The following is a 26327-nucleotide window of genomic DNA, read 5'->3' as shown; positions in this document are numbered from 1 at the left end:
ATATTTCGATGTAATTGCTGCTAATGCTTTATCTTCAGGGGGAAATATAAGGTTTTCGTTACCATAATACTAATAACAACCTAACAAATTGAATAGTTACCAGAAAATACTAAAGTTGCCCCTCAGCAATTTACAGTATAATACACTTTTAGAAAAAATGGAATATTTCAATATTTTTTATTAATAATAATATTAATCGTCAGAATACTTATAATTATTGTATGGATTAAAGATAACTCATCTGTGGTGATCTTTATTCATTTTTTCTAGAGTTTATATTAACTTAGAAAACTTTGTAACAGAATCATATATAAGAGCAAATATGATACAAGCAATATCATAAGTTTTTTATTTTTTTACAGTAACCATTTCTCAGCTAATCTCCACTATTGATTCACAATATTCTGTTATTTTTTTATCAATTTACAATTGCAGGTTGAACTATTATATAATATACAGAATAATGGTAATATTCAGGTGAATAGAAGTAGTTGAGGAGGACGTAGTGATATGAGCACAAATATTTTAATGCATGAAGCGGTTATGCAACAACTTAATGATTTTTATCAAATGATGTTGTCGCAGCACATTATAAAAGCAACTGAATTAAAGAAAGAAATAGATGAAAAAATTGAACAGATTAAACATGCAGAAGAAAAAGAAAATCAAAATTTATTATTATATTATTCTTTACTAGACCTAAAATATAGAATGCTAACTGATCGAGTGAGTATTCGAAAAGATAGTTTTGAAGCAATTGATACAATTGATGAATCGACAGATACACTCACAGCTTATTACTATCATTCTTTTAAAGCAGAACATGCTTTAATGTTTAGTAACTATAATGAAGCCAGAAGGCAATATGAAGAAGCTGAGAGTTTATTAGAACATATTTCTGACGAACTAGAGCATGCAGAGTTTTATCAAAAATATGCGGTGTTAAATCATCATATGTCTAGTATGTTAATATCTATTGAATACGCAAATAAAGCGAAAGAAATCTTTGAAAGGCATGCTGGATATGAGGTGAAAGTTGCTTCTTGTGAAAACACACTAGGGACAGCTTGTATATTCTTAAAGCAATTTGAAAAAGCGGAAGAACATTTGAATCGTTCCATTGACCTGTTGCAAAAACATAATGTAGAAAAATTAATTTTAGTAGTAAGGCATAATTTAGGATTATTATATGCAACTCAAAACTTATCTACATTAGCGATTCGTCATTTATCAGAAGTGACAGAGAAGAATCCTGTCCATTTTAAAGCATTGTTCTTACAAGCACGTGAACACTACAAGCTAAGAGAAACAATTATTGCAAAAGAACTTATTGAAAAAGGATTAGCAGTTTGTATAGAATTAGGAAATGAAGAGTATGTATATCATTTCAATATTTTACGTTCTCTTAATGAAGATGAAGCAATTGAACTCTTAGAAGAAGAAGTGAAAAAAGGTATTTCTTACTTTGAAACGCAGGATTTATGGGATTTCGTAGAAGAATATGCAGAAGTATTAGCAGTTCGCTTCCGCAAATTGAATAAGCATGAAAAAGTTAGTGATTATTTCGATGTATGTTACGAAGCGAAACAAAAATTACTAAGCAAAGGGGCGTTAAAATAATGAAGAAGCTTGTATTAGCGACGTTAGGATTAGTGATAGCATTATCATTTAGTAACAATACAGGTGATACACAACATGCTCTAAAAAAGGAAGAAATTATACAATATTCACATGCTGATCATTTTTAATATCTCATTAACAAAGGGACTCCAATTATGGAGTCCCTTTGTTAATGGGATATTGCTTTAGTTTATCTAATTGTAATAATGCTTGTAAAAAGTGTAGATATTTTCTAAATTTGCAGAGGTAATTATTTGTTAATCTTTTAAAACATTGGCTTAGTAATACCGAGGGTTATTATAGATATATTAATCATGTAATTTGTCCATATCAAAATGAACGTTTTTTGCATTTAATATATTGTAAATATATTTTATTTTGGAAGGATGTGATTATATGGCTCATAAATCTACTGGAGTGTTTCGAGTTCCAGTTTCTGAAAATGGGATTATTCCAACTGCTCTCAACATTATGTTAAACAATGATTCACGCTGTCATACTAGTAATGTAACGGTAACTGTTAAGAGAAGTCGAAACACCTTTTTCCCAACTCAAAATGAATTAGTTGAAATCTCTCGTACTTTTGTTTCTTTAGAACCAAACAGAACAACTAAGATTGTGTTGTTTACTCCAGAATTCCAAGTAGAAGATTTCCTTGATGTCATCATTAGTGGAAATAGAGAGGATGTTAAGGATGTTCTTGTATATTCTTTCTTAGCAGATTCAGTAGGTCATAATCTGCCATCTACTGTTTTCAGAAATGCAGAATACACTTTTGCTTGCTGACACTGTGATAATGTATTCTTTACTGTCGTATATCTGAATTGAAATGTTGCAAACAGCACTTCAAGGCATATAATCTATCGTTGAAAGATCATTCGGCAGAGGAGCGGTAGTTGGTGAAAGAAGTTTAGGATATCCAGATGCAGGTGCACATGCGCTTGGGGTACCTTTACGGAGATTTCGGGTAGTTTGAAATAGAAATTAGAAGATCCCTTCTACCTTAAGGTGAAGGGTTTTTTTAATATGTTTTTTGATATATATTGCTAAATATGTTCCCATAATTCATTCTATTGTATTGAGAATAATGTCATCTACATCAAAAAACGGTTTATAAAAGGAACTAGTATTTGAAGAAGTTCCACCTCAAACATACTCCTATGCATATAAGTATGTTTGAGGTGGATTTATTAAAGAATTTTATATATAGCATGACTGAAAATGAGATAAATAAAACAATATTCCCTATTATGTTTTTAGAAATTAATTGAGCAGGTCCTTGTAAAAATAAAGAAAAGACACCTAAAGGTGCCTTTCGCCGACTTAAATTAATTTTAATATTATCGATCTAAGTTTAAAAGCTGTAGGGATTTTTTTTGTGGGTTTTGTAAGTAGTTTTTACGAAATTATGAGTGTTTTTTATTTTGTATTTCAATAAGTTCATCTGGTAGCATTTTTGTATAATATTCTTTTTCTGTTAGTTCAAATATAAATAATGCTTTTTTCCAGTTATAAATAACATCTTCTACATTATGTTGTTTCATTTTTAATAAACACTGACCTTTTAAATAGAATAGTTCACCTAGTAAGTATAAAGTATTTAGATTAATTGCTAATTTGATACCCTTATCAATATACTTTATTGCCTCTTCATGTTGATATGTGAAGTCGAAACATTTTGCTAAATTTAACATGAGTTTTAATTTAATTTCTTTATCTCTAGGAAAATCTAATTTATTAAAATTAGTTAAACATCTTTTGAATATATTAATACTTTTTTCATATTCTTTACTTTCTGCATAAAATATAGCCATTGTTTGCATAATATCTATTTCTCTTTCTGATAAAAAATCAGAATTAGTTAAAGTCAGTTTTAATGCATTATTTAAAAAATCTAAAGCAGTTTTTATTGATTTATCCACCATAAATATAGCAATTGCTTCATGCCACATTAGAAATTGTTTCTCATCTTTTGTTTGAAAATTATTTAAGTTTTTCTCTTTTTTTACTATTTCATAAAGTTCTTTATATTGTTTTTGCTTTAAGCAATCTTTTATTACGTATTTTACGTTTTCTACATATTTTAATCTTTTGTTTTGAGTTAGTGCAAATATGTTATTCGGATCAATACCAAGTCTTTCTGATAATTGATATAACAATATACTAGATGGATAAATCATACCTTTTTCAATCTTGCTAATTTGACTTTGTGAACATATTCCATGACATAATTCGGATTGTGATATATTTTTTTTAATTCTAAGTTCTTTAATGGTAATACCCAAATCGTTAAATTCCATTTTGCCACCTACTATTTAGCACTTTATTAATATAAGAACATTCTCTAACCTTAATGTAATGTAAAATTAATATAGTTGCAATTATTGTTTTAAAGGGCTTATCGTTTCGATAAAATGGTGAGATTTTTTTATGTACAAAAAAGACACCCTAAGGTGCCTTACGCCGACTTGGACCACATTCGTTTAATATAAACCTATCTGTATTTTCACACGTTTCTCTAATTCCTCTATTTTCCATTTGATAAAATAAAATCCTAATATTACTAATAATTAAATAAATATTTCTACATATTCAAGATATTTACATAAATTACAAAAGTGATACATTTAAGTTGTAATCTATAAAAACTATTAAAGGGGGATTTATTATGTTCAAGAAATTAGTAGTAGGAGCGTTAGCAACAGGTATTGCATTAACAGGAGGAATGGGTGCAGCTTCAGCTGATACACAAAAAGCTGTGAGCTCTCCGAAGCAAGCAGCCTGCTCCATTCCTTATGAGTATTCTAATGGTAAATTCAAAAGAACTCTTTATTACTCAAATGGAGTATATGCTAATAGTTTTAATGAAAATGTTTGTGGCGGGACGATTACGTGGTATTTAAAACATGTTCAACATGGAGTTGCTTTTTACGAAGGTAATTTAAAATAGTAGATTTTTTGAACCTCATTTATTGAGGTTCTTTTATTTTTAGTTTTTAAACTGATTCTCTATAAAAAAGACACCCTAAGGTGCCTTCTTGCGATTTGCTCCATTGTAATATGGTATTGGATGCCAGTCCAATTATTATTTTACCACGTTAAATAGTTTCGGTTATTGAGAAAAAAGACAACTCATTATTTGAATGCAAAAAGTCCTAGGGGGACTAGGACTTTTTGCTAGAATGAATATGATTTAAAAAAGGACTTATATAACGTAACATATGAATGTTTCGTAAATGTATCAAAAAAGTGAACAAAAGCGTTAATTTTAATAAAAAAAGCTCCGCGATAAAAGCTGCGGAGCTTCATAAGGTCGAGTTATGTCGTACTCACAAGGGATTTTAACATGAATGTTATGGTAAAAATACTGGTAAATTTATCCCGTAAAACTCCCGCTGATTAGAGTTTCACTTCATTCGAAGGAATTTATGTTTTATAAATTAGATTATAATAGTTGATATTCTCCATATTGACCAGAAAAGAACTAAAAATTCTAGTGAAATTCCAAGTGTTCGTTTCCTAGTTTTTTGAAATTCTTTTATTAAATAGCCAACAGCACTAATTGCTATAAGAATGAAAAGAATAAGTTCGAGTGTAACTGGCATTTTATCTACTCCCAATACATTAATTTGTTATATAAAGATTATAAGATATTTTTGTGATTAGTAGTGAAAAATTCAATAGAATTATCTCTAAATGGAGTAAATGTTTCAACGGACCAATCAAAGGTCAATACAACAAGTGTTATACAATATACGCATGGAGAGCCGTGGGGCTGAAGAAATATTGAAGTATAAAGAGTTGTTAGATCGAAGGATGATTACCGAAGAAGAGTTCTAAGTGAAGAAAAAGTAACTAATAAGTATATAGATGAAACGCTCAGATGAGCGTTTTTTTATTTATATATTCGCAAGTAAAATAACATAATATCACTATGAATCCTTATAACAATATGAATTTTTGCATATTTTAAAATTCAATATATCCCTCAAAAACTTTTAATTGTATAATATATTTTGTCATATTTTTAGATTTTTCGACATAAACCAACAAAAATAGAGAACGTATTGGGAGAAGACATTATGTATACAAAACTATTAAAATCAATTACATCATTATCACTGATTGGTGGTGCGTTGTTATATACAAATGGCAGTGGTGTGAAGGCTGCTGAAGTGGGTGTTTTTTCTGATGTGCCGACATCACATTGGTCATATCCTGCGATTAAAGATTTAGCGAGTAAAAATATTATTTCCGGTTATGGGAATGGGATATTTGGTTTTGGAGATGTTGCGACAAGGGAGCAAGTTGCGGCTTTAATTTATCGAGTGTTAGTACCGAATAAACAAGGCGGTTCGTTTAGTAATGATGGAACTCGTTACGTATTAAAGGATGGGTCTACGTTTAAAAATCCTTACGGTGATATTAATCAAAGTTCTACAATGTTTCCAGAAGAGGTATTAACTTTAACGAATTTAGGAGTTTTTAAAGGTGATGAAAATGGCCAATTTAGACCGAAAGCTTCTGTGAGTCGTGCGGAAATGGCACAAATTCTTACAAATGCTTTCCATCTTGCGGCAAAACAAAAACATACCTTTAAGGATGTTCCAAATCCATTTTGGGCAGAAAACGCAATTAGTGCAGTGCAGTCAAATGGAATCGCAGATGGCACAGGGAACGGGAATTTTGAACCGTATGGAACAGTAACACGTGAACAGTATGCGCAGTTTTTATATAAAACTTTAAAATATAAAAATGCCGATGTGAAAGATACAGGAGATGCTGCATTATTAACAGCGTTTAAAGAGGAAGTACAAAAGCGTATTAATACATACGAGACAAATATTACACTTCCATATAAAACGAAAAACAATAATACAAACGAAGTGATGAATACACTTTTTAACGCATATAAAGAAGTTGCAAGTAAAAATGAGTATACAAATAATAATAGATCGAATGTTTCATATGGACTTTCTGGATCACCTGGAAATTATACATTTACGCTTAAGATTACATATCGTGAAACGAAAGAACAGACGGAATATGTCATGAAACAAGCGAAAGCAATCGTTTCTTCTATTACTCAAGTTGGAATGGATGATCACGAAAAAGTGAAGGCGATTCATGATTACGTAGTAAAACATGTTTCTTATGATACGTCTTATAAAGCTTACACAGCATATGAAGCACTTGTAAATCGTTCTGCGGTTTGCCAAGGTTACGCACTATTAACGTATCAATTATTAAAAGAAGCAGGAATTGAAAATCATTTCGTGACAGGAACTGGGGACGGACAACCTCATGCTTGGAATTTAGTGAAAATCGAAAACAAATGGTATCATCTTGATACAACATTTGATGATCCGGTTCCAGATGAGCAGGGCCGCGTAACGTATTCGTATTTCAATTTATCAGATGAACAAATCGCAAGAAATCATGAGTGGAACCGCGGAGACTACCCGCAAGCTACAACGAATTATTATAGTACACTGACAAACAAAATTGCGGCAGGTAGTACGAAAACGCCTGCATATCAACAAATATTAAAAGATACAAAGTTAAACTATTTAGGAAATGAATATATCGCAAATAACTATACCGAATTAAAAAATAAAATGCAGCAACGCTATAGTGCAAAACCAGAGAAAATTGAAGTGCTATACAAGCAATCAATGAATGGTGCACTGCAAGATGTGAAAAAGGCAATTGGTGAAATCGATTATCCGCAAGGGGCAAATCGAGTTTCTTATAAAGCGGAGCCTTACAATGCGAAAGAAGGGTATTCTTTAGTAACAATTACGTTTACGTATTAAGAATGAGAAAAAGCATCTGTTTCAGATGCTTTTTTTTTATTGTATTGATTCGACAAAATATGACAGGGGAAAGCGAATTGGTCTGTTATGATAATTTTTGAAATTTTACATTTTGGAGGATTAATCATGAACAAAAAGAAGATTTTTGGTGCGTTAATAGGAATTATAGCTTTATTTGTAATTATTAATGTAGTTGTTACGAAAGAGAAAACGACATCAACCAGTGAAAAAATGTACTCTGAGAAAGAATACAATAAATTAGTAGATGAACATTTTGAAGAAACGCAAAAGTTGAAAAGTGATATGAGTGTGTTAGAAACTGAAAAAAGATCTCTTGATGAGCAAGTGAAGAAGTTAAAAGATGAGTTAGCGAAAAAAGAGCTACAAGTAGCGCAGCAGCCGGTTCAACAAGAACAACCAAAGCAGGAACCACAACAACCAGCACCAGCGCAACAGCCGGAAAAGAAAGAAGAGCCAAAAACGGAACAACCTACTGGAGTATTCGAAAACCCAATGAAAAGCATAAACAAAACAGAGGCAATGAATAAAGTAAAAGAAAAGGCGAAGAAAGACTTCCAAGATGATTATATGACACAAAACTTTGTTGCGGAGGAACAATCAAAAGCATTTGATTTCTTAAACAGTATTGAAATTAAATCACAAGAAGAATTAAATGTAATGAAGAATGCATTGAAAGATTTTTCTAACGACTTTATGACCGCGAAGTTTGTTTATGAAGAGCAAATGAAGGCGAAGAATAAGCAAGGGTAAAACAAAAACGTTATCTTTTAAAAGATAGCGTTTTTGTTTTGGGTTATAAAGTTATTCCTACATTTGACATATACAGTCTGACTGTATAAAATCAAACTATACAGTTTAACTATACAGTTTAACTATACAGTTTAACTATACAGTTTAACTATACAGTTTAACTATACAGTTTAACTATATAGTTTGGCTATATAGTTATCGTGACATTGGAGGTCTTTATGAATAGAGATAAAAATTTACCATTAACGGAAACAACGTATTACGTTCTTTTAGCTTTATTAGAGCCAGCTCATGGATATTTAATTATGCAAAAGGTGGAGGAACTGAGTAATCATCAAGTAAAAATCGCAGCGGGTACATTGTATGGTGCGGTTGAAAATTTATTAAAACAAGGGTTAATAGAATCAGTAAAAAGTGAAGATAAACGAAGAAAAGTGTATGTCATTACGGAACGCGGGAAAGAAGTATTGCACTTAGACTTTATGAGAATGCAGCACATTATTGAGGTTACAAAGAGTTTATTACACGTATAGTTAGGGGGAAACGATGATATGGAGATTGAAATTCTTTTTAGACTTTGAGAAAGAGGAAAAATGGTTAGAAGAGATGGCTTGGAAAGGCTATCAACTGGAAAGCACTACATTTGGTTATACATTTAGATATTTTGAGGGGCTTTTTTGAATTTAAAAATGCAACATCTGGGTTATATTGTAAAAAATACTTTATAAACATTTGAATGTTATATAATTTTAATAATAATATTACTTAGGAGGATGATCATCATTCATACACTTTTAGGTATTATTGGAGTAATTGTTTTACTAGCTTTTGTTATCCACCCCGGCGTCCCAGACAAGCGTGTCCCTCTAAAAAATAAACTCGCAGTAATCCTTCCATTGATTGTTATAGCCGGTTTCATTTCCTTTTATATATGATTAAAATAAGAACTTATCAAGTAGAAAGAAGTATATATATTTTTCTACCAATGTGTAGTTCCACTAGGAGGTTGCTTATAATGAAATTTCATAAATACACAGTAACGCTTATGTTTCTAGCCATCAGCTCAAGCAATGACTTTTAGGTGTCATCACTGCTATTGTCCTCTTGTTAATCGCTGCATGGACCATACAGACAACCAGCACAAATAAATTATTGTATTTCTCAATAAACACAAATAACAGTTGGATGGGAGTCTAATACATATTATTAAAATTAAAGTGGTTCAAGTCGGAGGAAGGCACCTTAGGGTGTCTTTTCTTTATTTTGCTAATGAATAGCGTGTCCTCTTCTATATAACTTTTTAAAATGTAAAATGTGCCATCTTTGCCCTTCCCTTATGAAGGGAGGGACAGGAATGAAAAAACGTAAAAAAAAGGCGACCAAAAAGACAGAATCCCAGTCTTTCGTAAGTAATCTAGCATCGTGGACGACAGTACTGAGAAATATTCATTACTTCTTCACGCAAAGCCAGTTTGTAAAACATATAATTCAATTCATCAAAGAACAAATCGGAATGTAAAAAAGTGCTGCTATGATTAGCAACACTCAACTCAAAAACTAAAGTAGATCGAACACTGAGCTGAAAGTACTGACCATCCTTTCTTCGCACAAGACCAAAGTGATTTAGAAGCGGCAAAGATGTCAGTGTTCTATCTTCTACTAAGATTATATTTTATTTTGTCCATAATAGACCTATATATACGTTAATAAAAAAGAAATACCCCAGCGACCAACCGGGGTATTTCATGACCGATAGGAATGAAAAAACTTGGCGACCAAACCTAGCTTTTGTGTTATTCCCATAAAATTTAAAAACTAAGCAACATCTTGTTGCACTTTTATTTTATCATTATCTTTCTCTTATTGGAATACATTAGATTATTTTTTAGATAAGAGTCCAATACATATTATTAAAATTAAAGAGGTTCAAGTCGGAGGAATGAACTTTAGGGTGTCTTTTTTTCTTTCTAAAAGAGAGTTTTGCTTTCAAGAAGATACATTTTCAATGGATTACTGTCATGAGTATATAGATAAAGTCCATCAAGACATGTATGTTCATGAATATGTAAAATTACATAAAATTTCAGTGAAAAAGAGAGTATACTTTCGTATTGTGTAATAAAGATAAAGCCCGCCTACGGAAATAGGCGGGCTTTTTTTACTTATAAAGAAAAGACAACCTTTAAGGTGTCTTCCTTCGATTTGAAATATTTTACTAGGTTAAGTTTTTGTGATAATAAACTCTTTTAATTGGAATGAACCTACGCAGTACATCACTTTATTCTTAAGCATCATGCTCAACAAAAGTGAAGATTTTCATTATCTTTTTAACTACAAAGGGTAATAATTTAGAAGCTAAAAATGCAAGTATGAAAGCAATTCCCCATGTTTTTATCCATGATTTGAGAAATAAAGCTGTATATCCAACATTCATTGAAACCATGACGAAAGAGATAATGCTAGATATGCCTAAAATCATAAAGATATTAAAAATTATTGGTTCGAATTTTTTATTGATTTTCAACATTAACACCTATTTTCTATATATGCTTTGCTGCCCAATTTCACCAACATCTAATCTTACAGTTTGAAATCTAGGTTGTCCAGTTTGTTTTACTTTGGTGCAATAGCGATATTGTTTGGAATAAAGTTTCACTTTATTATTTAAGAGCGAATAAATGAAAAATAAAATATCCAAAAATATAGATAGAAATCCGCTTTTATACCTTTCAATAAAAGAATACTAGCATTATATATTATAAGGAATACTTGTCCTTAATTGTAAATGAAAGGGGGGAATTGGTATGAGTTATGGCTATGGTCACCCTCCAAAAAAATGCTTTGAACATCATAATGAAACTTTATCAACGGGTGTATTACGTAGACATTCCGCTACGTTATTTCTTACTGTTGAAGCTATGAATGTTGATCCAGATGATACTCGTAGAGTAACAGTTGAAATGTTTGATTGGTCATCGGGTTCTCCGGTATTGTTACCATTAATAGACCCTTCAACACAAACATTGCCACCTAATCGATATGTTACTTTTCGTTCAGCAGCTCTTCCTCCAGCACTCTTTGCTTATGAAGTAAGAATCATTCGTCCGAAAGATAGAGATGTTGTTACAAATGTTTTTGGTCTTAGTGCAATCGTATTTAACCCACAAGAAGGAAATAATGTTTTACAACATGATTTAGCAAAATTAGACCTTAAATAGATTTTATAAAGGTCTATTTATTGAGCATGATTAAACAAAAGAGTAGGGTGTAATCCTACTCTTTTTTTAACGTTAACTAGAATTTTAAAAGAAATCCTTCATCATTTTAGCATCTTTAATATTTACTATCACACCTTCTACCTTATCTTTCTTCTCATCTTTAGCAATTGTAATTTGTTCCTTATTATCAACCCAAACAAGAAACTCTTCTTTGGAATCATCTTTATATGTAACGGTAATAGTAGAATGTGCAGATTCTCTCTTTTTTTGATCTAAAGTAATTGTTGTAGGTGTTCCATTTTGAACTGCTGAAACGATAGATTGTATCATTTCTTCGTTATCTGTTTGAGATTTGGAAGTAGTATGATTTGTTGTTTTCAGTATTTCAATGTCTGTAATATTTGCGGAGTTTAATTGAAAGGTATTTTGTGTATGTTCTTGCTTAGCTTGTGAAGCTTTATCTGTAGCTGAGGTGCTTGTACAGCCTATTAAAGTGAAAGATAGAGCGGTTAGAGCGCATATAGATATGATTTTTTTCATAGTATCCCTCCTTAAGTTTAATTATAATAATTTTCTGTTAATTTAGATAGTTATTGTAAGGTGGGTGAGGTGTGTTGAAGTGGTAAATCACGCTATTCTTTCTCTATCAAAAACAAAATTTAGATATTTTTTTAGATTTTATGTTTAACATTTCGAGAATAGGTGTACTACATATAATATAACAAATAATTCATTTTAAAGGAGGAAGTTAAAGATGGAAACGAAGTATAGTAAACCTTTTGTATATGAATTTATTACGGAGAAAGAGGTCATAAATGCGGCGAATGATCTAGTGAAGAAAGGGATAGACCAAAAAGATATTTACGTATTAACACACGAGAAAGAAAGGACAGATAGAATCGCAGACAATGCAGACTTGAATACAATTGGTATACAAGAGGAGGGACTTGGGACAAGTATTATTAACGTCTTTCAAAAAACGGGAGATCAGTTAAGAAATAAGATGCAGGAGTTAGGGCTTAATGAGGAAGAAGCGAACTTCTACGAAGAAAAGCTAGATGAAGGAAAAATCTTGTTATTCGTTAAAGATTTAGAGAGAGTCGGTGAATGGTTACAAGAAAGAAGATGCATGTATTCTATTTAAATTTGTATCCTGTAAATCTATAAATCTATTACGAAAAGGAGATGGGAAATATGAGTGAGAACGGACTAAAAGAACAAATTACGGGTAAAGTGGAAAAGACAAAGGGACAAGTAAAAGAAGGAATTGGTGAGGTTACAGAAGATAGAAAGTTGAAAAATGAAGGGAAGTGGGACAAGACGAAGGGAACGATAAAAGAAAAAGTCGGAAAAGTGAAACAAAAGATAAGTGATGGGTTGGATAATAAAGAATAATACATGTTTATCAAGCTTTGGTTACATACCAAAGCTTGATAAATACAATATAAAACGAATATAGGAGGGTTAATTGTGGGACTTATTATTACGTGTATTGTAGGTGGACTTATTGGTGCGTTAGCTGGAATGATTACGGGAAAAGACTTTCCTTTAGGTATAGTTGGTAATGTGATTGCCGGATTAATCGGATCTTGGGTAGGTAGTGCATTATTTGGTCATTGGGGTCCTGAATGGGGAGGCATCTTTGTTCTTCCAGCGTTATTAGGTGCAATCGTCTTTATTTTAATCGTAACATTTTTCTCTAGAATGCTGCGGAAAGCGTAAGTATGATCATGAATAGTAATCTTAAGTTTATTATATATAACTATAAAGTGAATGAACTGATAAATATACATAAAAAAGCATCCAATTAAACTAATTTGGATGCTTTTTTAATGTAACCTACATAGGAATGAGTGGGGGATGAAGGCCCCCACTCATTGAAATTACACTTTTTATTATGTATTAAACCGTCGTTACTTTTTCACAATTATTTATTCTTACGACCTGCCTCGGTTCTATATGAGATAAGTCCTCGTTATTACCTATATCCACTACAATTGTATTCGTTAGTATATTAATAATGGAACCAACTAATTTTGTAGCATGATCGTGTCGATAAGAAAATTGAACAAAATCTCCCTTTTTAAAGCTGTGCTCTTCCATAGATAGATCCCCCTAAAAATAATGTTTATACATTATATATACACAAATTTATAAGGTTTAAACATTTGGTAGTATTTTTTACGTGTTAAGCCGAGAAAGCTGTAGAAAATTTATTTATAATAAAAATAAAAAAATATGTTTAAAACTAATTTTTATGGGTAATTAACATAGTAGTAGTTCGAGATAAGGGGGCGGAAATGATGAATTTGGCAATAAATATTTTGCAAAATGATGTAGGTTATACGGTACAACTTAATGGTGAAATTGATGCATATACGGCATCAGATTTAAAAAATAAGATTATGCCTATTACAAGCGAAAAAGAGGTTCATATTGTAGTAGATTTTCATAACGTAGATTATATGGATAGCACCGGTTTAGGTGTTTTTATAGCGCTATTAAAAGCGGTTAAGAAAAATGATGGGAAACTAGAGTTTATCGGTGTATCTAAAAGATTAAAAAGATTATTCGATATTACAGGATTAACGGAAATATTAAATTTGAATTCTGATTTTGAAAAAGTAGAAAGAAGGTGACTAGGGATGATGGAGAGATTTGAAAAGATAGAAATGAAAATTCCTGCAAAGGCAGAATATGTGGCTATTATTCGTTTAACAATGGCTGGTGTTGCGAATCGAATAGGCTTTGCTTATGACGATATAGAAGATATGAAAATTGCTATTAGTGAAGCATGTACAAATATTGTACAACATGCATATAAAGAAGACGTTGGAGAAATTGCAATTGTCTTTGGACTATATGAAAATCGATTAGAAATTATGGTTGCGGATAATGGGGTTAGCTTTGATTTTAATAACTTAAAAAGGAAAGTTGGTCCGTATGATATTAGTAAACCAGTAGAACATTTGCCAGAAAATGGTTTAGGTTTATATTTAATTAATACGTTAATGGATGATATACAAATCATGCATGATGAGGGCATGACAGTTTTAATGACAAAATATATACAAAGAGAGCAGGTGGAGAATGATGGAAATCCAATCTCAACCTACGAATCTTACTAAAGAAGACGTTATTAAACTAATTGCAGACTTCCAACAAAACCAATGTGATGAAGCGCAGGAAAGGTTAGTTGAGCATTATAAAAATCTTGTCTATTCCATTGCATATCGCTATTCAAAAGGCGGACCGATGCATGAGGATATTATACAAGTAGGCATGTTAGGGCTCTTAGGCGCAATAAGAAGGTATGATTATTCGATAGGGAATGCCTTTGAGCCTTTTGCAATACCTACAATAGTAGGCGAAATAAAGAAGTATTTACGTGATAAAACTTGGGGCATTCACGTTCCAAGGCGAATTAAAGATTTAGGCGGAAAAATTAAACTTGCGATAGAGGAGTTAACAGATCATCTGCAACGTTCACCGAAGATAATAGAAATTGCAAATCATTTAGGACTATCGGAAGAGGAAGTTCTAGAGATTATGGATGCGAAAAATAATTATCGAGTATCTTCCTTAGATGATGTAGTTGAAAATTCATCTGATGGAAGTTCGGTAGCGAGAATTGAATCTGTAGGTGAAGTAGAGCAAGGATATGAAGAGACAGAAAGGCGTCTCGTTTTAAAGGATATTTTTAACGTATTAAATGATACGGAAAAGAGTGTTATTCATTATATATTTGGAGAAAATTTAAATCAAAAAGATACAGGGGAACGGTTAGGTATTTCACAAATGCACGTTTCTCGTATTAAAAGACAAGCGATAAGTAAATTGAAGCAAGCCGCATTTTTAGATACATAAAAAATTTAAAATAATGATGTTTAAAACATGAGAAAAGGGGTACTTATTAAGTATAGGAGGAGATATGAAAATGTCACACGATGTGAAAGAACTAATCGAAGGGTTGAATGAAGATTTAGCAGGAGAATACGCAGCAATTATTATGTATAACCATAATGCAGCTACAGTTTCTGGTATATATAGACAAGTGTTAAAGCCTTTCTTTGAATCTGAAATTAGTGATGAACAAGGACATGCCCTATATTTAGCGGAGAAAATTAAGACGCTAGGTGGTACCCCCACTACGATCCCTTTACCAGTGAAACAAGTAGAAGATGTTAGAGAAATGTTAGAATCCGCTAGACAATCAGAATATGAAACAATTAAGCGTTATGAAACGAGAAAAGAACAGGCAGCGAAATTAAATATGACAGAGTTAGTTGTAAAACTAGAAGATATGATTGCCGATGAAACAAATCATATGGAAGAATTAGATCGTCTTTTAAATGACAAAGCAATGGTATTAAATTAATAGTGGAAATTTATAGAATGAAAGAACAAACTCTCATTTCTGGGGGTTTGTTCTTTTGCTGTATAAAAATTATGTTAGAGTAGGAAATTTTCATTTTGTAACTGAGTATGCAATACTAGAAAAATAGAAAATGATAATAGATTTACATTTTAAATAAGAAAAGGGGAAATAACTTGTGTCCATTTTAATTGTCGATGATAATCCGGTTAACATCTTTGTAATTGAAAAAATTTTAAAACAAGCCGGATATCAGGATCTTGTATCGCTGAATTCTGCACAAGAGCTTTTCGAATACATTCAATTTGGAGGAGATTCTTCCAGGTATAATGAAATTGATTTAATACTATTAGATATTATGATGCCTGAAATTGATGGACTTGAAGTTTGTAGGCGATTACAAAAAGAGGAGAAGTTTAAAGATATTCCTATTATTTTTGTTACAGCTTTAGAGGATGCAAATAAATTGGCCGAAGCTCTTGATATGGGGGCAATGGATTATATTACGAAACCTATAAATAAAGTTGAACTATTAGCACGTATGCGTGTAGCGTTACGCTTGAAATCAGAATTAAATTGGCATAAAGAACAAGAAGAAAATCTTCGGAATGAACTAGATTTAGCTACGCAAGTACAAAGAAACTTATTAAGTAGCCCATTAAGAGAAGATCATATAAAAATTGAAGCAAGTTACTTGCCCTCATTTAAACTAGCTGGAGATATGTATTATTGGTATAAAATCGATGAAAATCGCTACGGTATTATATTATTAGATGTGATGGGACATGGTGTATCTGCTTCATTAGTTTGTATGTTTATTTCGTCTGTATTACGTGAAACGATTAAATGTTTAATTGATCCAGAACTCGTTATTAAAGAATTAAATAAATATATGACCCTTTTACATAATGAAAATGACAATATTCCTTATTATTTTACGGCGATATACTTAGTTGTTAATACAGAAGGTAGAACAGTTGAATATGTCAATGCAGGGCATCCTTCTGGATATGTTTTAGTTGATGAAACAAATGTAGTTGAACTAGATCGCGGGAGTTGTGCGGTAGGATTTTTTGATGAAATAAAAGTTGAAAAGACAGTTATACCTTTTGAGAAAAATGCTCAAATCGTATTATTTACAGATGGTGTTCTTGAAGCAATTGCAAATGATGAATTTGAGGCTGAAGAGAAATTACGTACTTTTACAGAAAGAAAATGGGGAGATTTAGAAGGCGAGATAGAAGGGTTTTACAAGGAAGAACAAAAGAAAGCGCAATCAGATGATATGTGTCTCATTATGATACAAACGAATGCGAAATAAAAAGCGTATGAAATCCAAACAGAGGATTTCATACGCTTTTTATTGTATTTTTTGATAAATTTGTTCGCTAGGATTAAATTGAGTATAATGCGGCATTATATTTGAAAAACGAAGAGTTTCTTTATTTCCTAAACATAGAAATCCATTGTGACCTAAGCTTTCATAAAATAGTTGCTGCACTTGATTTTGAAGTTTGCTTGTAAAGTAAATTAAAACGTTACGACAAAGTATAATATGAAACTCGTTAAAAGATTGATCGGTTACTAAATTATGCTGTGCAAAAATAATGTTTTGTAAAAGTGATGGATTAAAATAAGCAAAACGATTATCTGTTGAATAATAGTTAGAAAACGCTTGTGTACCGCCAGCTTGTAAATAGTTTTTCGTATAAGTTTGCATTTTATTTAACGGGAGGATACCTTGTTTTGCTTTTTCTAACACATTTGTATTCATATCTGTTGCGTAAATAACCGACTTTTCACTTAATCCTTCTTCGTGAAGTAAGATGGACATTGATAATACTTCTTCACCAGTTGCGCATCCAGCATGCCAAATTCTAATTTCAGGTTGCTTTTTCAATTCAGGAATAACATGCTCTCTTAGCGCTTTAAAAAAGGCAGGGTTACGGAACATCTCAGTTACATTAATCGAGAAATCATTTAATAACTGTTCTAAAACCCCTTCCTCGTGAATTACTTTTTCAATTAATTTTGAAATGGTTGGGATATTAGAGAGCTGCATTCGATTACAAATCCTTCTATAAATAGATGTGCGAGCATATTGACGAAAATCAAATCCTGATAGTTTAAATACCGCTTCCAATAGTAATTCAATTTCTAAGTTTGTGCGCTCATCCGTATCTACTGATGGATCAAAATTATAATACTTATTTTCCACTCCAACTAAACCTCACTTATTTTATTAACCATACACTCATTACCGAATAGAGTTGATGTAGATTTAATGGTTTACTTATATAATCTGAAGCGCCAGCAGATAAACATTTTTCCTTATCATTTGGCATTGCTTTAGCAGTTAATGCGATAATAGGTATTTCATTTAGCCCTAAGTTCATTCGGATATTTTCCATCGTTTCATAACCGTCCATATTCGGCATCATAATATCCATTAAAATAAGGTCAATATTTGTATTGCTTTTTAGTATTTCTAAACACTCTATGCCGTTTTGGGCAGTAATAATGTTGGCATTTTGTTTTTTTAATGCATTTTGTAACGCAAATATATTTCGATGATCATCATCGACAATTAAAATGTTTTTCTCTTGGAAGACGTTATTTGTTTCTGGAGTAACGATAGTTTCTTCAACAACTTCAGCAGGAATAACATCTTCTATCGTTGCTGCGACTTCTAAATTGGATAACTGTATATCATGTAATCCATTTGGAAGGTTAGGAATATATACGGTGAAAGTACTACCTTCTCCTACATTACTCTCTAACGTAATCCAACCACCTAATAATCTCGCAAACTCTTTACAAATAGATAAACCTAATCCTGTACCACCATACTTTCGAATCGTTGCTCCATCTGCCTGTTGAAAGGCTTCGAAAATAAGTTGATGCTGTTCTTTAGCGATACCAATACCAGTATCTTTTACTGAAATTGTAATCCAATCTTTACTGATAGACTGCATATCATGACTTAAATTGGTTGTTTCTATCGAATCAAAATGTAAAGAAACGGATCCTTTTTCTGTGAATTTAAATGCATTGGATAATAAGTTTTTAATAATTTGCTCAATCCGTTTTGCATCTGTATAAAACAGATCAGGAATCGTATCACTGTCCTCAATAGTAAATTCGACATTTTTTTGTGCAGCTATATGTAAAAAGTTTTGATGCATATTGGCTGCCATGTCACTTATGTTCGTTGCCTCAAAAATGATGTCTAGTTTGCCTGCTTCTACTTTAGATAAATCTAGTATGTCATTAATTAAAGTAAGTAAGTCTTTCCCTGATGAATGAATGACAGTTGCTAATTCAATCTCATCGTCGGATAAATTGTTATCATGATTTTCTCTTAACATTTCAGATAATAGTAAAATACTATTTAACGGTGTGCGTAATTCATGTGACATATTTGCTAGGAACTCAGATTTGTATTTTGAGCTGCGTAACAACTCGCTTGCTTTTTCTTCTAATTCTGATTTGGTAATTTGTAAGTCAGCTGTCTTCTGCTCAGCCTCTTCAGTTCTAGACTCTAATTGTTCATTCGTTGTTCGTAATTCTTCTGCTTGCATTTGTAGTTCTTCCGCTTGCGTTTGTAATTCTTCTGATTGAACTTGCAACTCTTCTGTCATTGCTTGTGATTCATGTAAAAGAGTTTGAATTCGCATACGTCCCATAATGCTATGAATTGTTAAACCTAGATTATCAACGGTTTGTTGAATTAAATCTTGATGTAAATCTGAAATCTCAGTTACACTTACTAACTCCATTACTGCGATCACTTCATCCTCAAATAAGATAGGGATGACTAGTAGATTTTTAGGACGTATTTCTAATACTCCACTAGTGACATAACGAAACTCTTCGGGTATGTCACTGAGAATAAAACTTTTCTTTTCTAAGGCAGACTGTCCAATGAAACCTTCACCCATTTTAATGGATTGTTTTCCAATATCAGCACCTTGATCGGCGAAAGAAGCTTTTTTCACATAGTAGACAGTTTCTTCATATTCTTCACGTACATAAAATGCACCGCAAGAAGTTTGCGTTTTTTGTATGATGCCACTAAGAATTTTTTTACCTAACATCTCAATAGAAGATACACCTTGATACATTAAAATTAATTCTGCAAGCTCAGTTTGTAACCACTCTCTTTTTGATATTTCGTCTAGTAGGTGATTTGTTGTATGAGCAAGATCTTTTATTTCATCATGTGTATTTACATGAATTCTTTCCGTAATTTTTTCTTTAGAAGAAATGGATTTAATAGCTTGAATTACATTTTTAATCGTTTTTGTAATGGCATTCGAAATATAGAGTGAAACGATAATAGAAATACAAGAAAGTAAGAACAATAAACTGTATAACCAAATCTCTAATTTATTATTTTCAGTATCTAATTGTGCAGCTCTTTTTTTCGTTAGTTGCTCCTCAGTGCTCCGGAAGTTAGTTACCTGCGATTGTAATGATTGAATTTGAGTCGTGTCGATTGTTTGTACATTATTACTATTATTATTTGTAATGAGTGGGTGAATCTCTTTATTAATCCAACTAGTAATGTTTTCGTTAATCTGTTTTAATTTTTCTTGCTGAGAGGGATTATCCTCTAATAAAGCAAAAAGATCTTGATAATGTTTTTCGTAATCCTTTTCCGCAGAGTTAAGGGATTGCACGTAAGTAGGGTTATTAGAAATGATAAACCCTTTCGCTTTATTTTCAATTGTTAGTAACTCTTTCTCCACTTGATTCGTTAAATTGAGAACTTTAAAATCGTGATCAATAATAAAATTACGAGATTTTTGTAAGCTGGAAATCTCATTGTTTAACATAATGAAAGAAACAAGTAAGAACAAAATGATAACTAAATAACCAGCCATAATTTTGTAGCGAATACTAAATTTTGCTTTCGAGTTCATTAAAAATTCCTACCTTCAAGGTTATTAAAACTTTTCTATTTTAAAGAATGAAAAACGTAATATATATTATATCAGTTTTCATAAGGTCAAACTAGAAATCCCCCTATTGTATTAGGGGGTTCTTTTTTAATAGAGGAAATCATTTTGAAATATAAAAACATATATGAAAGGTAGTAGACGAGGGAATAGAGGATAACAAACATTCTAAGAAGGGAAGAGTGTTTTTAAAGCTCTTTCTGCATCTATTCCTTCAAAAATAAATAATACAAGATCTCTCTTTTTTACAGTAAGGAAAAAGGATACTAGAGTGCTTAAGTTTTTAATAGAAGTAAGTGTTCCGTGTTTACTTATAAATACATTCGTTTGAAATGTTGTCATTAAAGCATAAAAATGATGAATCTGCGTTATTGTAGGTGTTTCATTATAAGAAATAGTAGTAGAGTGAATGGCGTTCATCGTAATATTCCTTTCCATATAGTAAGCATAACAATATAAACATACCCGTTTAAAAAAATGTTAAACATATAAATAAGAAAAAATATAATTATAGTTTTTTACGTTTAGAAAAGGTTAGGAAGGGTATACATATACTACAAAGAGATTAACTGAAGATGAATTGTAAGATGTCTATGTTTAGTAGATTAGTCTATCAAAATATACTTTTACTTTAAATAAAAAGGAGCCTGGTATACATGAATGAAATGATGATTAATATTACATTTGATTTAATTTACTTGTTAAGTAGTTCACTTGTAGTGCTTTTACTATTCGCTTTTTTCGTAAATGGTTATGTTAATAAGAAGATTAGTGTATACAGAAATGAAGAAAAATAAAGATACATTATATAAAACTTTAGGAGGTTAATAGTTATGAATGTAGATAGAAAAATAGTAGGTGTTTTTAGAACAATTGATGATGCGGCACTCGTTATTAATGAATTAAATGAAAAAGGATACTCAGCAGATAACATTTCAGCTATTGCAAAAGATCAAAAGGAAATTGAACATCTGGAAGAAAAATCGGGTGAAAAAGTGAATAGCGAAACTGCACATAAAGCAGATATCTTTTCAGCGACAGGGCTTGTAGCTGGAGGAGTAGCAGGCGGACTCGGTGGTTTATTAACAGGTCTTGGTATACTTGCCGTTTCTGGAATGGGTCCAATCGTAGCAGCGGGACCGATCGCAGCAGCTATTGGAGGAGCTGGTATTGGCGGAGGAGCTGGAAGTTTAATAGGAGCATTTATAGGATTAGGAATTCCAGAAGAACATGCTAAAAAGTATGAAGAATATATTTACGATGGCAATATATTAATTTTAGTAGATGCAAAATTAGATGATAAGTTAGAAATCTATAAAATATTTGATAAGCATAATGCCTATAACTCTGATTTCTTTAAATAAAATGTAAACAAAGTGAATATCATTTTTTGATCTTACAACTTTGGCGCGGCCGAGGAGTCGTATGACTATAAGAGAGGAAGGGCTTATAGTAAAAGATCAAGTTCTATCATGCTATTTAAAAGGGAAGAGGTGTCTTTTCGTGATTGTAAAAATATTAAAGGATAGCAGTAATAGTTTCCTTTGTACAGTTCAAAATAAAAATGGAGACCAGTATGTGAAGAAGTGGTTTCGTAAACATGAAAATAACAAAGAATTAGGGCGACCAACTTTTAAAGAAGTAGAAAAGGATTGGAAAGAAAATAAAGAGTCGTTTATGTATCCTAATTTTAAAGCGCTTTATTAAAATGAAACATAATGCGCGTTTCATTCTTACAAAACTGTCACATTCCTGTAAGGTAATTCAATAGATTAGTTGTTTGTTCCATGTCATAATAAAGACATAAGAAAGCTAATTAAAACTACAACTTATTAGGAGAGTGTCAGTCATGATTGTAACAACAACTTCTGGAATTCAAGGTAAAGAAATTATTGAGTATATCGATATTGTAAATGGTGAAGCTATTATGGGTGCAAATATTGTCCGCGATTTATTCGCTTCTGTTCGTGATGTTGTCGGTGGTCGTGCTGGTTCTTATGAAAGTAAGCTAAAAGAAGCTCGTGATATCGCAATGGACGAAATGAAAGAACTTGCAAAACAAAAAGGTGCGAACGCTATCGTTGGTGTTGACGTAGATTACGAAGTAGTTCGTGATGGAATGTTAATGGTTGCTGTAAGTGGTACAGCTGTACGTATATAAGTAAATAAAAAACAGGCTCACCCCTTGAAGTTTATGCTTTGAGGGGGTTTTTTATTTTTCTTTTGTTCATGACTAAAGTTAAAATAGAGAAGGGCCGATGTACTAGCTCGCTTATTTCAAATGTAGTATATTATTTCTTAAGAAAAAGCAAGTAAATGGAAGTTTTTGTATTTAAAGAAGGTGTTAATTTTATGACAAATAATAAAATTGCTATTTGAGGTACGAAGAGAATGAGTGGTATGAATAATTTTAGAAAGTGTATAGTTAATAGAAATAAACGATGGAGTATGTAAAGAGTTATATTACATAAAATTTATTATGAATGGAGGCGGTTACACTATGTTTTGGTTAGGATGTTTTTTAGGATACATTGTAGGTTCTATTATTACATGTGCGCTACTTTACTTTGGATATAGATCCAATGAAAATAAAAAAGCGAATATGCAAAAGGTGGAGGAGAGGAAAATCAATAAAAAAGGTGTATAGTAGGCGAAAGGTAAGGTGATAGTGTTGATACAAAAATAAAGGACAGTACATATTGTATATGACTACTATGTACTGTTCCGCTTATTCTTTTTGGATTATGAGAGGTTGTTTCCTGTCTTGCTATAAATTTCATAGGCGAAAAACCCCAATAAATAGCCGATTCCAGATCCTAAACTCACTGCAAGAAGTGAATAATCTGGGAAAAACATGCCGAAAATTAAACCGATTATACAGCCAACAAGCATTCCCATAGGTATTAAACTGTCTAATAAAATTTGAGCGTTTTTTGATTTTTTCTTACCTAAGTTACCGTTGTTATATTTATGTTTAAGGCTACCAATCACATATACTACAATTCCCCCGACTATTAAAACAGGCGCAATTGCCGTGAGTAACCACATGTTAGAATCTCCTTTCGCTTTTTTAATTAAATTACATAAGCTACTTAAAATTCTATGCTACTAAATGGATTGATAGTTGAATGTACTCAATTTAATAATTCGTTAAAAAAACTTTCCCTTTCGTTTTCTCCGCAGATTGCACAACATCAACCGCCGTTTTCACATCCGCTAAGTCATATGTAGAATGTACTTTCATAAAACGTAATTGCTTATTTTCTACTAAGTGAATTAAATGACGAAACGTCTCTTGCCATTTATATGGTGACACTTCTTTATTCCAATGTCGTAAATGAAATATGTTCGCGTGCACTTTTGCTTTCGTGACAATCTCTGCCCAGTTAACTTGTATGCCTGATAGAAGACCGATCGTTAAAAAGTGTCCGTTTGGACGTAAGGAGAAAGCTAATTCATTTCCATCCGGCCCCCCGATAGAATCAATCGCAGCATCCGCGCCGATCCCGTTTGTTAATGTCATAACGGTTTCATAAAGCGGGGCAGTGGAAGTATCAATTACATATGTAGCACCAAGGCGCAGTAACTCTTCTGTATGCTTATTATTTCTTGTAACAGCAATTAATCGGAAGTTTAAAATTTGTGATAACTGCGCAAAAAGATGACCAATTGCGGATCCACAAGCATTCACTAATAAAACATCATTACGTTGTAAGTTTAGCGTTTCTGTACATGTAACCCACGCCGTAAGAGGATTAATATACATTTGTGCCGCTGTGAAATCATCGATGGAATCAGGAATAGGAACTACAAAGTCAGCTGATGTTTTCACATATTCTTGCCAAGTACCTTCCCCGCGTAACGGTAACACACGTTTACCGATAAGCTCTCTAGAAACAAAAGCTCCTACATCTTCTACAATACCAACACCTTCATAACCAGGTATGTTAGGTAACGGAATTCTATGAGCGTACGCTCCGGTTATTGGAATTAAGTCAGATGGATTAATCGGTCTAACTAGCATACGGACGAAAACTTCATTATCTTTCAGTGGTTCTATATTTTTATATTCAACTTGTAATACGTCTTTTGGATTGCCAAACTTATGAAATTGAATGTGTTTTCCACGCAAGATAGATGTTCCCCCTTAGTTTGATTGAGTTTATTATAGCATTTTTGGTTTGGTTGGTTATTTTGTTAATGATAAATAGGGTTTGTACAATGGTAAGTAAAATAGATTTTAATTTACGTATTTATCAGAATTTTATAAAATGTGTATATAACTATGAAATGGGGGAGATTTCTTCATGTGTACTAGTTTGACGTTACAAACTAAAAATTTCCAACATCTTTTTGCGAGAACAATGGATTTCACATTAGATATGAATCAGGAAGTAATAATCATTCCTCGGCGTTATCAGTGGAACAATATAACTGGTGAAACAATCCGAACGAAAAAGGCTGTTGTCGGAATGGGAATTAATTTTGGAGGAAGGGTCATGATGGCAGATGGAGTAAATGAAGCTGGTATGACATGTGCAACTCTCTATTTCCCAGGATTCGCTACTTATAGTAGTCATGTAGATAGCAATAAAACGAATGTAGCACCATTTGATTTTGTGACTTGGAGCCTCACGCAGTTCAATTCTGTTGAAGAATTAAGAAAATCTATTGATAGCATTGCCTTTATAGATGTGCCATTACCAATTTTAGGGGTTACTCCACCGCTACATTGGATTTTAGCAGATAAATCGGGAGAATGTATTGTACTTGAGCCGACAGCTGATGGAATAAAAGTGTATGACAATCCAATAGGAGTGATGACTAATAGTCCGGAGTTTAGTTGGCATTTACAAAATTTAAGACAATATATTGGTCTTAAATCGCAGCCATTTGCGCCAACGGAGTGGGGCGATGTACCATTAAGTGCTTTTGGCCAAGGTTCAGGATCGATGGGACTTCCTGGAGATTTCACACCGCCATCAAGATTTGTACGGGCAGCGTATGGCAAACAAAACATTCAAGGTATAGAGAACGAAGAAGAGGGTATATCGGCTATTTTTCATATTTTATCGAATTGTGAGGTTCCTAAGGGGGCAGTAATAACAGAAGACGGTATATTAGATAATACGATCTATACAAGTGCAATGTGTATGGAGTCTGGAACATATTATTACCATACTTACGATTGTAGACAAATTATAGCCATTCATTTATTCAATGAAGATTTAGATACAGCTGAGATTAAAACGTATCCGTTTCAGCGGAAACAAAAAATATTTTATGAAAACTGAAGCGCCCCTGAAAAAGTGAGACTAATAAAAACACCTCCATTTAATTTGCATACTTAGTATGCGAATTTAGGAGGTGTTTTTTATCATTTACCAATATTCAGGTTTACTTCTTGCTATTCTATTAAGCCGAAGCTCTCTTCATTCTCTCAAGTAAACTAGACAACACATGCGTACGATAAGATTCTAGTTTTTTACCTTCATAAGTACGGATACCTAATTTTTTAAGTTCTTTTACATACCAACCTTTGCTTCCGAAATACATGTGATCGCTC

33 protein-coding genes and 2 pseudogenes are annotated in these 26327 nt (G+C 32.2%); 25 read left to right on the top strand and 10 right to left on the bottom strand.

Annotated features, from left to right (window positions below; genetic code table 11):
* Positions 1–510: 510 nt before the first annotated feature.
* The 4 genes and pseudogenes from ACTFR3_RS14870 to ACTFR3_RS14855 form a co-directional block, all read left to right on the top strand.
* On the top strand, positions 511–1620 hold the full coding sequence (locus ACTFR3_RS14870) for a tetratricopeptide repeat protein (protein WP_135811474.1): 1110 nt from the start codon (positions 511–513) through the stop codon (positions 1618–1620).
* The gene (locus tag ACTFR3_RS14865; RefSeq protein WP_000737557.1) at positions 1620–1748 is read left to right on the top strand and encodes a hypothetical protein; all 129 of its coding nucleotides are present in this window, start codon (positions 1620–1622) and stop codon (positions 1746–1748) included. The genes ACTFR3_RS14870 and ACTFR3_RS14865 overlap by 1 nt, the downstream gene beginning before the upstream one ends.
* A 268-nt stretch (positions 1749–2016) precedes the next feature.
* On the top strand, positions 2017–2406 hold the full coding sequence (locus tag ACTFR3_RS14860; protein ID WP_000940664.1) for a hypothetical protein: 390 nt from the start codon (positions 2017–2019) through the stop codon (positions 2404–2406).
* A 94-nt stretch (positions 2407–2500) separates the two neighbouring features.
* A pseudogene (locus ACTFR3_RS14855) lies at positions 2501–2601 on the top strand (DAK2 domain-containing protein); the annotation flags it as partial.
* A 425-nt stretch (positions 2602–3026) separates the two neighbouring features.
* Here ACTFR3_RS14855 and ACTFR3_RS14850 read toward each other — a convergent pair.
* Positions 3027–3920, bottom strand: a complete 894-nt coding sequence (locus ACTFR3_RS14850) for a helix-turn-helix domain-containing protein (RefSeq protein ID WP_440044516.1) — start codon at positions 3918–3920, stop codon at positions 3027–3029.
* A 368-nt stretch (positions 3921–4288) separates the two neighbouring features.
* Here ACTFR3_RS14850 and ACTFR3_RS14845 point away from each other — a divergent pair, with 368 nt between their 5' ends.
* The 6 genes and pseudogenes from ACTFR3_RS14845 (at position 4289) to ACTFR3_RS14820 (ending at position 9726) form a co-directional block, all read left to right on the top strand.
* A complete protein-coding gene (locus ACTFR3_RS14845; RefSeq protein WP_000473820.1) occupies positions 4289–4570 on the top strand; it encodes a hypothetical protein in 282 nt (93 codons plus the stop codon).
* Positions 4571–5702: 1132 nt separating this feature from the next.
* On the top strand, positions 5703–7436 hold the full coding sequence (locus tag ACTFR3_RS14840) for an S-layer homology domain-containing protein (protein WP_000288216.1): 1734 nt from the start codon (positions 5703–5705) through the stop codon (positions 7434–7436).
* A 126-nt stretch (positions 7437–7562) separates the two neighbouring features.
* Positions 7563–8207, top strand: a complete 645-nt coding sequence (locus ACTFR3_RS14835; protein ID WP_001035207.1) for a hypothetical protein — start codon at positions 7563–7565, stop codon at positions 8205–8207.
* Between the two features lie 218 nt (positions 8208–8425).
* Positions 8426–8740, top strand: coding sequence for a PadR family transcriptional regulator (locus ACTFR3_RS14830; RefSeq protein WP_001078066.1), 315 nt, complete (start codon positions 8426–8428; stop codon positions 8738–8740).
* Positions 8741–8753: 13 nt separating this feature from the next.
* Positions 8754–8876, top strand: a pseudogene (locus ACTFR3_RS14825) (DUF2812 domain-containing protein); the annotation flags it as partial.
* A 685-nt stretch (positions 8877–9561) separates the two neighbouring features.
* Positions 9562–9726, top strand: coding sequence for a hypothetical protein (locus ACTFR3_RS14820; protein WP_000746319.1), 165 nt, complete (start codon positions 9562–9564; stop codon positions 9724–9726).
* Between the two features lie 765 nt (positions 9727–10491).
* Here the strand turns inward: ACTFR3_RS14820 and ACTFR3_RS14815 are convergent.
* Complete coding sequence (locus tag ACTFR3_RS14815) at positions 10492–10731, bottom strand: DUF2798 domain-containing protein (protein WP_000700207.1); 240 nt, start codon at positions 10729–10731, stop codon at positions 10492–10494.
* Between the two features lie 280 nt (positions 10732–11011).
* Between ACTFR3_RS14815 and ACTFR3_RS14810 the strand changes: the two genes are divergently transcribed.
* Entirely contained in the window at positions 11012–11425 is a 414-nt protein-coding gene (locus ACTFR3_RS14810) for a hypothetical protein (protein ID WP_000120217.1), read from the top strand.
* A gap of 84 nt (positions 11426–11509) precedes the next feature.
* Here ACTFR3_RS14810 and ACTFR3_RS14805 read toward each other — a convergent pair whose 3' ends face one another.
* A complete protein-coding gene (locus ACTFR3_RS14805) occupies positions 11510–11965 on the bottom strand; it encodes a hypothetical protein (RefSeq protein ID WP_000720848.1) in 456 nt (151 codons plus the stop codon).
* A 214-nt stretch (positions 11966–12179) separates the two neighbouring features.
* Here ACTFR3_RS14805 and ACTFR3_RS14800 point away from each other — a divergent pair, with 214 nt between their 5' ends.
* From ACTFR3_RS14800 to ACTFR3_RS14790, 3 genes are all read left to right on the top strand, one after another.
* Entirely contained in the window at positions 12180–12569 is a 390-nt protein-coding gene (locus ACTFR3_RS14800) for a general stress protein (protein ID WP_440044514.1), read from the top strand.
* A 50-nt stretch (positions 12570–12619) separates the two neighbouring features.
* Complete coding sequence (locus ACTFR3_RS14795) at positions 12620–12820, top strand: CsbD family protein (RefSeq protein WP_001293465.1); 201 nt, start codon at positions 12620–12622, stop codon at positions 12818–12820.
* A 75-nt stretch (positions 12821–12895) separates the two neighbouring features.
* Positions 12896–13147: a GlsB/YeaQ/YmgE family stress response membrane protein gene (locus ACTFR3_RS14790; RefSeq protein ID WP_000522903.1), complete on the top strand. Its 252-nt coding sequence runs from the start codon at positions 12896–12898 to the stop codon at positions 13145–13147.
* Between the two features lie 180 nt (positions 13148–13327).
* Here the strand turns inward: ACTFR3_RS14790 and ACTFR3_RS14785 are convergent, their stop codons facing one another.
* Complete coding sequence (locus ACTFR3_RS14785; RefSeq protein WP_000391017.1) at positions 13328–13528, bottom strand: hypothetical protein; 201 nt, start codon at positions 13526–13528, stop codon at positions 13328–13330.
* 197 nt (positions 13529–13725) lie between these two features.
* Between ACTFR3_RS14785 and rsbV the strand changes: the two genes are divergently transcribed.
* The 5 genes from rsbV to ACTFR3_RS14760 all read left to right on the top strand — a co-directional run bounded on the left by rsbV (position 13726) and on the right by ACTFR3_RS14760 (position 17121).
* Complete coding sequence (gene rsbV / locus ACTFR3_RS14780; RefSeq protein WP_002040740.1) at positions 13726–14064, top strand: anti sigma b factor antagonist RsbV; 339 nt, start codon at positions 13726–13728, stop codon at positions 14062–14064.
* Between the two features lie 6 nt (positions 14065–14070).
* Positions 14071–14553 (top strand): anti-sigma B factor RsbW, encoded by a 483-nt coding sequence (gene rsbW / locus ACTFR3_RS14775; RefSeq protein ID WP_000970571.1) that lies wholly within the window; start codon positions 14071–14073, stop codon positions 14551–14553.
* Entirely contained in the window at positions 14516–15292 is a 777-nt protein-coding gene (gene sigB / locus ACTFR3_RS14770; RefSeq protein ID WP_002183358.1) for an RNA polymerase sigma factor SigB, read from the top strand. Before rsbW ends, sigB begins: the two co-directional genes overlap by 38 nt.
* Positions 15293–15362: 70 nt before the next feature.
* Positions 15363–15803 carry a ferritin-like domain-containing protein gene (locus ACTFR3_RS14765; RefSeq protein ID WP_000017741.1) on the top strand — a complete coding sequence of 147 codons (441 nt, stop codon included), beginning with the start codon at positions 15363–15365 and terminating at the stop codon, positions 15801–15803.
* A 175-nt stretch (positions 15804–15978) separates the two neighbouring features.
* Positions 15979–17121, top strand: coding sequence for a fused response regulator/phosphatase (locus ACTFR3_RS14760; protein WP_000025541.1), 1143 nt, complete (start codon positions 15979–15981; stop codon positions 17119–17121).
* A gap of 39 nt (positions 17122–17160) precedes the next feature.
* Here the strand turns inward: ACTFR3_RS14760 and ACTFR3_RS14755 are convergent, their stop codons facing one another.
* The 3 genes from ACTFR3_RS14755 to ACTFR3_RS14745 all read right to left on the bottom strand — a co-directional run bounded on the left by ACTFR3_RS14755 (position 17161) and on the right by ACTFR3_RS14745 (position 21181).
* Complete coding sequence (locus ACTFR3_RS14755; RefSeq protein WP_000429044.1) at positions 17161–18018, bottom strand: CheR family methyltransferase; 858 nt, start codon at positions 18016–18018, stop codon at positions 17161–17163.
* 16 nt (positions 18019–18034) lie between these two features.
* Positions 18035–20725, bottom strand: coding sequence for an ATP-binding protein (locus tag ACTFR3_RS14750; RefSeq protein ID WP_440044513.1), 2691 nt, complete (start codon positions 20723–20725; stop codon positions 18035–18037).
* 204 nt (positions 20726–20929) lie between these two features.
* Complete coding sequence (locus tag ACTFR3_RS14745; RefSeq protein WP_440044512.1) at positions 20930–21181, bottom strand: hypothetical protein; 252 nt, start codon at positions 21179–21181, stop codon at positions 20930–20932.
* A gap of 236 nt (positions 21182–21417) precedes the next feature.
* Between ACTFR3_RS14745 and ACTFR3_RS14740 the strand changes: the two genes are divergently transcribed.
* From ACTFR3_RS14740 to ACTFR3_RS14720, 5 genes are all read left to right on the top strand, one after another.
* Positions 21418–21558 carry a hypothetical protein gene (locus ACTFR3_RS14740; RefSeq protein WP_001004571.1) on the top strand — a complete coding sequence of 47 codons (141 nt, stop codon included), beginning with the start codon at positions 21418–21420 and terminating at the stop codon, positions 21556–21558.
* A 36-nt stretch (positions 21559–21594) separates the two neighbouring features.
* On the top strand, positions 21595–22125 hold the full coding sequence (locus ACTFR3_RS14735) for a general stress protein (protein WP_088362527.1): 531 nt from the start codon (positions 21595–21597) through the stop codon (positions 22123–22125).
* Positions 22126–22264: 139 nt separating this feature from the next.
* Positions 22265–22468, top strand: a complete 204-nt coding sequence (locus ACTFR3_RS14730; protein ID WP_031312203.1) for a DUF4028 family protein — start codon at positions 22265–22267, stop codon at positions 22466–22468.
* A gap of 142 nt (positions 22469–22610) precedes the next feature.
* Positions 22611–22922 carry a YbjQ family protein gene (locus ACTFR3_RS14725; protein WP_000637511.1) on the top strand — a complete coding sequence of 104 codons (312 nt, stop codon included), beginning with the start codon at positions 22611–22613 and terminating at the stop codon, positions 22920–22922.
* 339 nt (positions 22923–23261) lie between these two features.
* Positions 23262–23408, top strand: a complete 147-nt coding sequence (locus ACTFR3_RS14720) for a hypothetical protein (RefSeq protein WP_000498629.1) — start codon at positions 23262–23264, stop codon at positions 23406–23408.
* A gap of 95 nt (positions 23409–23503) precedes the next feature.
* Here the strand turns inward: ACTFR3_RS14720 and ACTFR3_RS14715 are convergent, their stop codons facing one another.
* Together ACTFR3_RS14715 and ACTFR3_RS14710 are read right to left on the bottom strand one after the other, a co-directional pair.
* Positions 23504–23809, bottom strand: coding sequence for a hypothetical protein (locus ACTFR3_RS14715; RefSeq protein WP_063535809.1), 306 nt, complete (start codon positions 23807–23809; stop codon positions 23504–23506).
* A gap of 91 nt (positions 23810–23900) precedes the next feature.
* A complete protein-coding gene (locus ACTFR3_RS14710) occupies positions 23901–24893 on the bottom strand; it encodes a zinc-dependent alcohol dehydrogenase family protein (RefSeq protein ID WP_061456888.1) in 993 nt (330 codons plus the stop codon).
* Positions 24894–25068: 175 nt separating this feature from the next.
* On the opposite strand from ACTFR3_RS14710, the gene bsh reads away from it, so the two are divergent.
* Positions 25069–26055: a choloylglycine hydrolase gene (bsh, locus tag ACTFR3_RS14705; RefSeq protein WP_000337598.1), complete on the top strand. Its 987-nt coding sequence runs from the start codon at positions 25069–25071 to the stop codon at positions 26053–26055.
* Positions 26056–26176: 121 nt separating this feature from the next.
* Here bsh and ACTFR3_RS14700 read toward each other — a convergent pair whose 3' ends face one another.
* Positions 26177–26317, bottom strand: a complete 141-nt coding sequence (locus ACTFR3_RS14700; protein ID WP_000273537.1) for a YflJ family protein — start codon at positions 26315–26317, stop codon at positions 26177–26179.
* Positions 26318–26327: the final 10 nt, after the last annotated feature.

The organism is Bacillus cereus group sp. MYBK14-1, assembly GCF_051916885.1.
In the GTDB taxonomy this organism is placed as follows: domain Bacteria; phylum Bacillota; class Bacilli; order Bacillales; family Bacillaceae_G; genus Bacillus_A; species Bacillus_A cereus.
Note: the sequence above shows the minus strand (reverse complement) of the source record. Positions and strands in the feature narration are given on the sequence as shown.

Coding starts and splice junctions, on each gene's coding strand:
- ACTFR3_RS14870 (WP_135811474.1), top strand. CDS start 511: ATGAGCACAAATATTTTAATGCATGAAGCGGTTATGCAACAACTTAAT.
- ACTFR3_RS14865 (WP_000737557.1), top strand. CDS start 1,620: ATGAAGAAGCTTGTATTAGCGACGTTAGGATTAGTGATAGCATTATCA.
- ACTFR3_RS14860 (WP_000940664.1), top strand. CDS start 2,017: ATGGCTCATAAATCTACTGGAGTGTTTCGAGTTCCAGTTTCTGAAAAT.
- ACTFR3_RS14850 (WP_440044516.1), bottom strand. CDS start 3,920: ATGGAATTTAACGATTTGGGTATTACCATTAAAGAACTTAGAATTAAA.
- ACTFR3_RS14845 (WP_000473820.1), top strand. CDS start 4,289: ATGTTCAAGAAATTAGTAGTAGGAGCGTTAGCAACAGGTATTGCATTA.
- ACTFR3_RS14840 (WP_000288216.1), top strand. CDS start 5,703: ATGTATACAAAACTATTAAAATCAATTACATCATTATCACTGATTGGT.
- ACTFR3_RS14835 (WP_001035207.1), top strand. CDS start 7,563: ATGAACAAAAAGAAGATTTTTGGTGCGTTAATAGGAATTATAGCTTTA.
- ACTFR3_RS14830 (WP_001078066.1), top strand. CDS start 8,426: ATGAATAGAGATAAAAATTTACCATTAACGGAAACAACGTATTACGTT.
- ACTFR3_RS14820 (WP_000746319.1), top strand. CDS start 9,562: ATGAAAAAACGTAAAAAAAAGGCGACCAAAAAGACAGAATCCCAGTCT.
- ACTFR3_RS14810 (WP_000120217.1), top strand. CDS start 11,012: ATGAGTTATGGCTATGGTCACCCTCCAAAAAAATGCTTTGAACATCAT.
- ACTFR3_RS14805 (WP_000720848.1), bottom strand. CDS start 11,965: ATGAAAAAAATCATATCTATATGCGCTCTAACCGCTCTATCTTTCACT.
- ACTFR3_RS14800 (WP_440044514.1), top strand. CDS start 12,180: ATGGAAACGAAGTATAGTAAACCTTTTGTATATGAATTTATTACGGAG.
- ACTFR3_RS14795 (WP_001293465.1), top strand. CDS start 12,620: ATGAGTGAGAACGGACTAAAAGAACAAATTACGGGTAAAGTGGAAAAG.
- ACTFR3_RS14785 (WP_000391017.1), bottom strand. CDS start 13,528: ATGGAAGAGCACAGCTTTAAAAAGGGAGATTTTGTTCAATTTTCTTAT.
- rsbV (WP_002040740.1), top strand. CDS start 13,726: ATGATGAATTTGGCAATAAATATTTTGCAAAATGATGTAGGTTATACG.
- rsbW (WP_000970571.1), top strand. CDS start 14,071: ATGATGGAGAGATTTGAAAAGATAGAAATGAAAATTCCTGCAAAGGCA.
- sigB (WP_002183358.1), top strand. CDS start 14,516: ATGATGGAAATCCAATCTCAACCTACGAATCTTACTAAAGAAGACGTT.
- ACTFR3_RS14765 (WP_000017741.1), top strand. CDS start 15,363: ATGTCACACGATGTGAAAGAACTAATCGAAGGGTTGAATGAAGATTTA.
- ACTFR3_RS14750 (WP_440044513.1), bottom strand. CDS start 20,725: ATGAACTCGAAAGCAAAATTTAGTATTCGCTACAAAATTATGGCTGGT.
- ACTFR3_RS14745 (WP_440044512.1), bottom strand. CDS start 21,181: ATGAACGCCATTCACTCTACTACTATTTCTTATAATGAAACACCTACA.
- ACTFR3_RS14740 (WP_001004571.1), top strand. CDS start 21,418: ATGAATGAAATGATGATTAATATTACATTTGATTTAATTTACTTGTTA.
- ACTFR3_RS14735 (WP_088362527.1), top strand. CDS start 21,595: ATGAATGTAGATAGAAAAATAGTAGGTGTTTTTAGAACAATTGATGAT.
- ACTFR3_RS14725 (WP_000637511.1), top strand. CDS start 22,611: ATGATTGTAACAACAACTTCTGGAATTCAAGGTAAAGAAATTATTGAG.
- ACTFR3_RS14720 (WP_000498629.1), top strand. CDS start 23,262: ATGTTTTGGTTAGGATGTTTTTTAGGATACATTGTAGGTTCTATTATT.
- ACTFR3_RS14715 (WP_063535809.1), bottom strand. CDS start 23,809: ATGTGGTTACTCACGGCAATTGCGCCTGTTTTAATAGTCGGGGGAATT.
- bsh (WP_000337598.1), top strand. CDS start 25,069: ATGTGTACTAGTTTGACGTTACAAACTAAAAATTTCCAACATCTTTTT.
- ACTFR3_RS14700 (WP_000273537.1), bottom strand. CDS start 26,317: ATGTATTTCGGAAGCAAAGGTTGGTATGTAAAAGAACTTAAAAAATTA.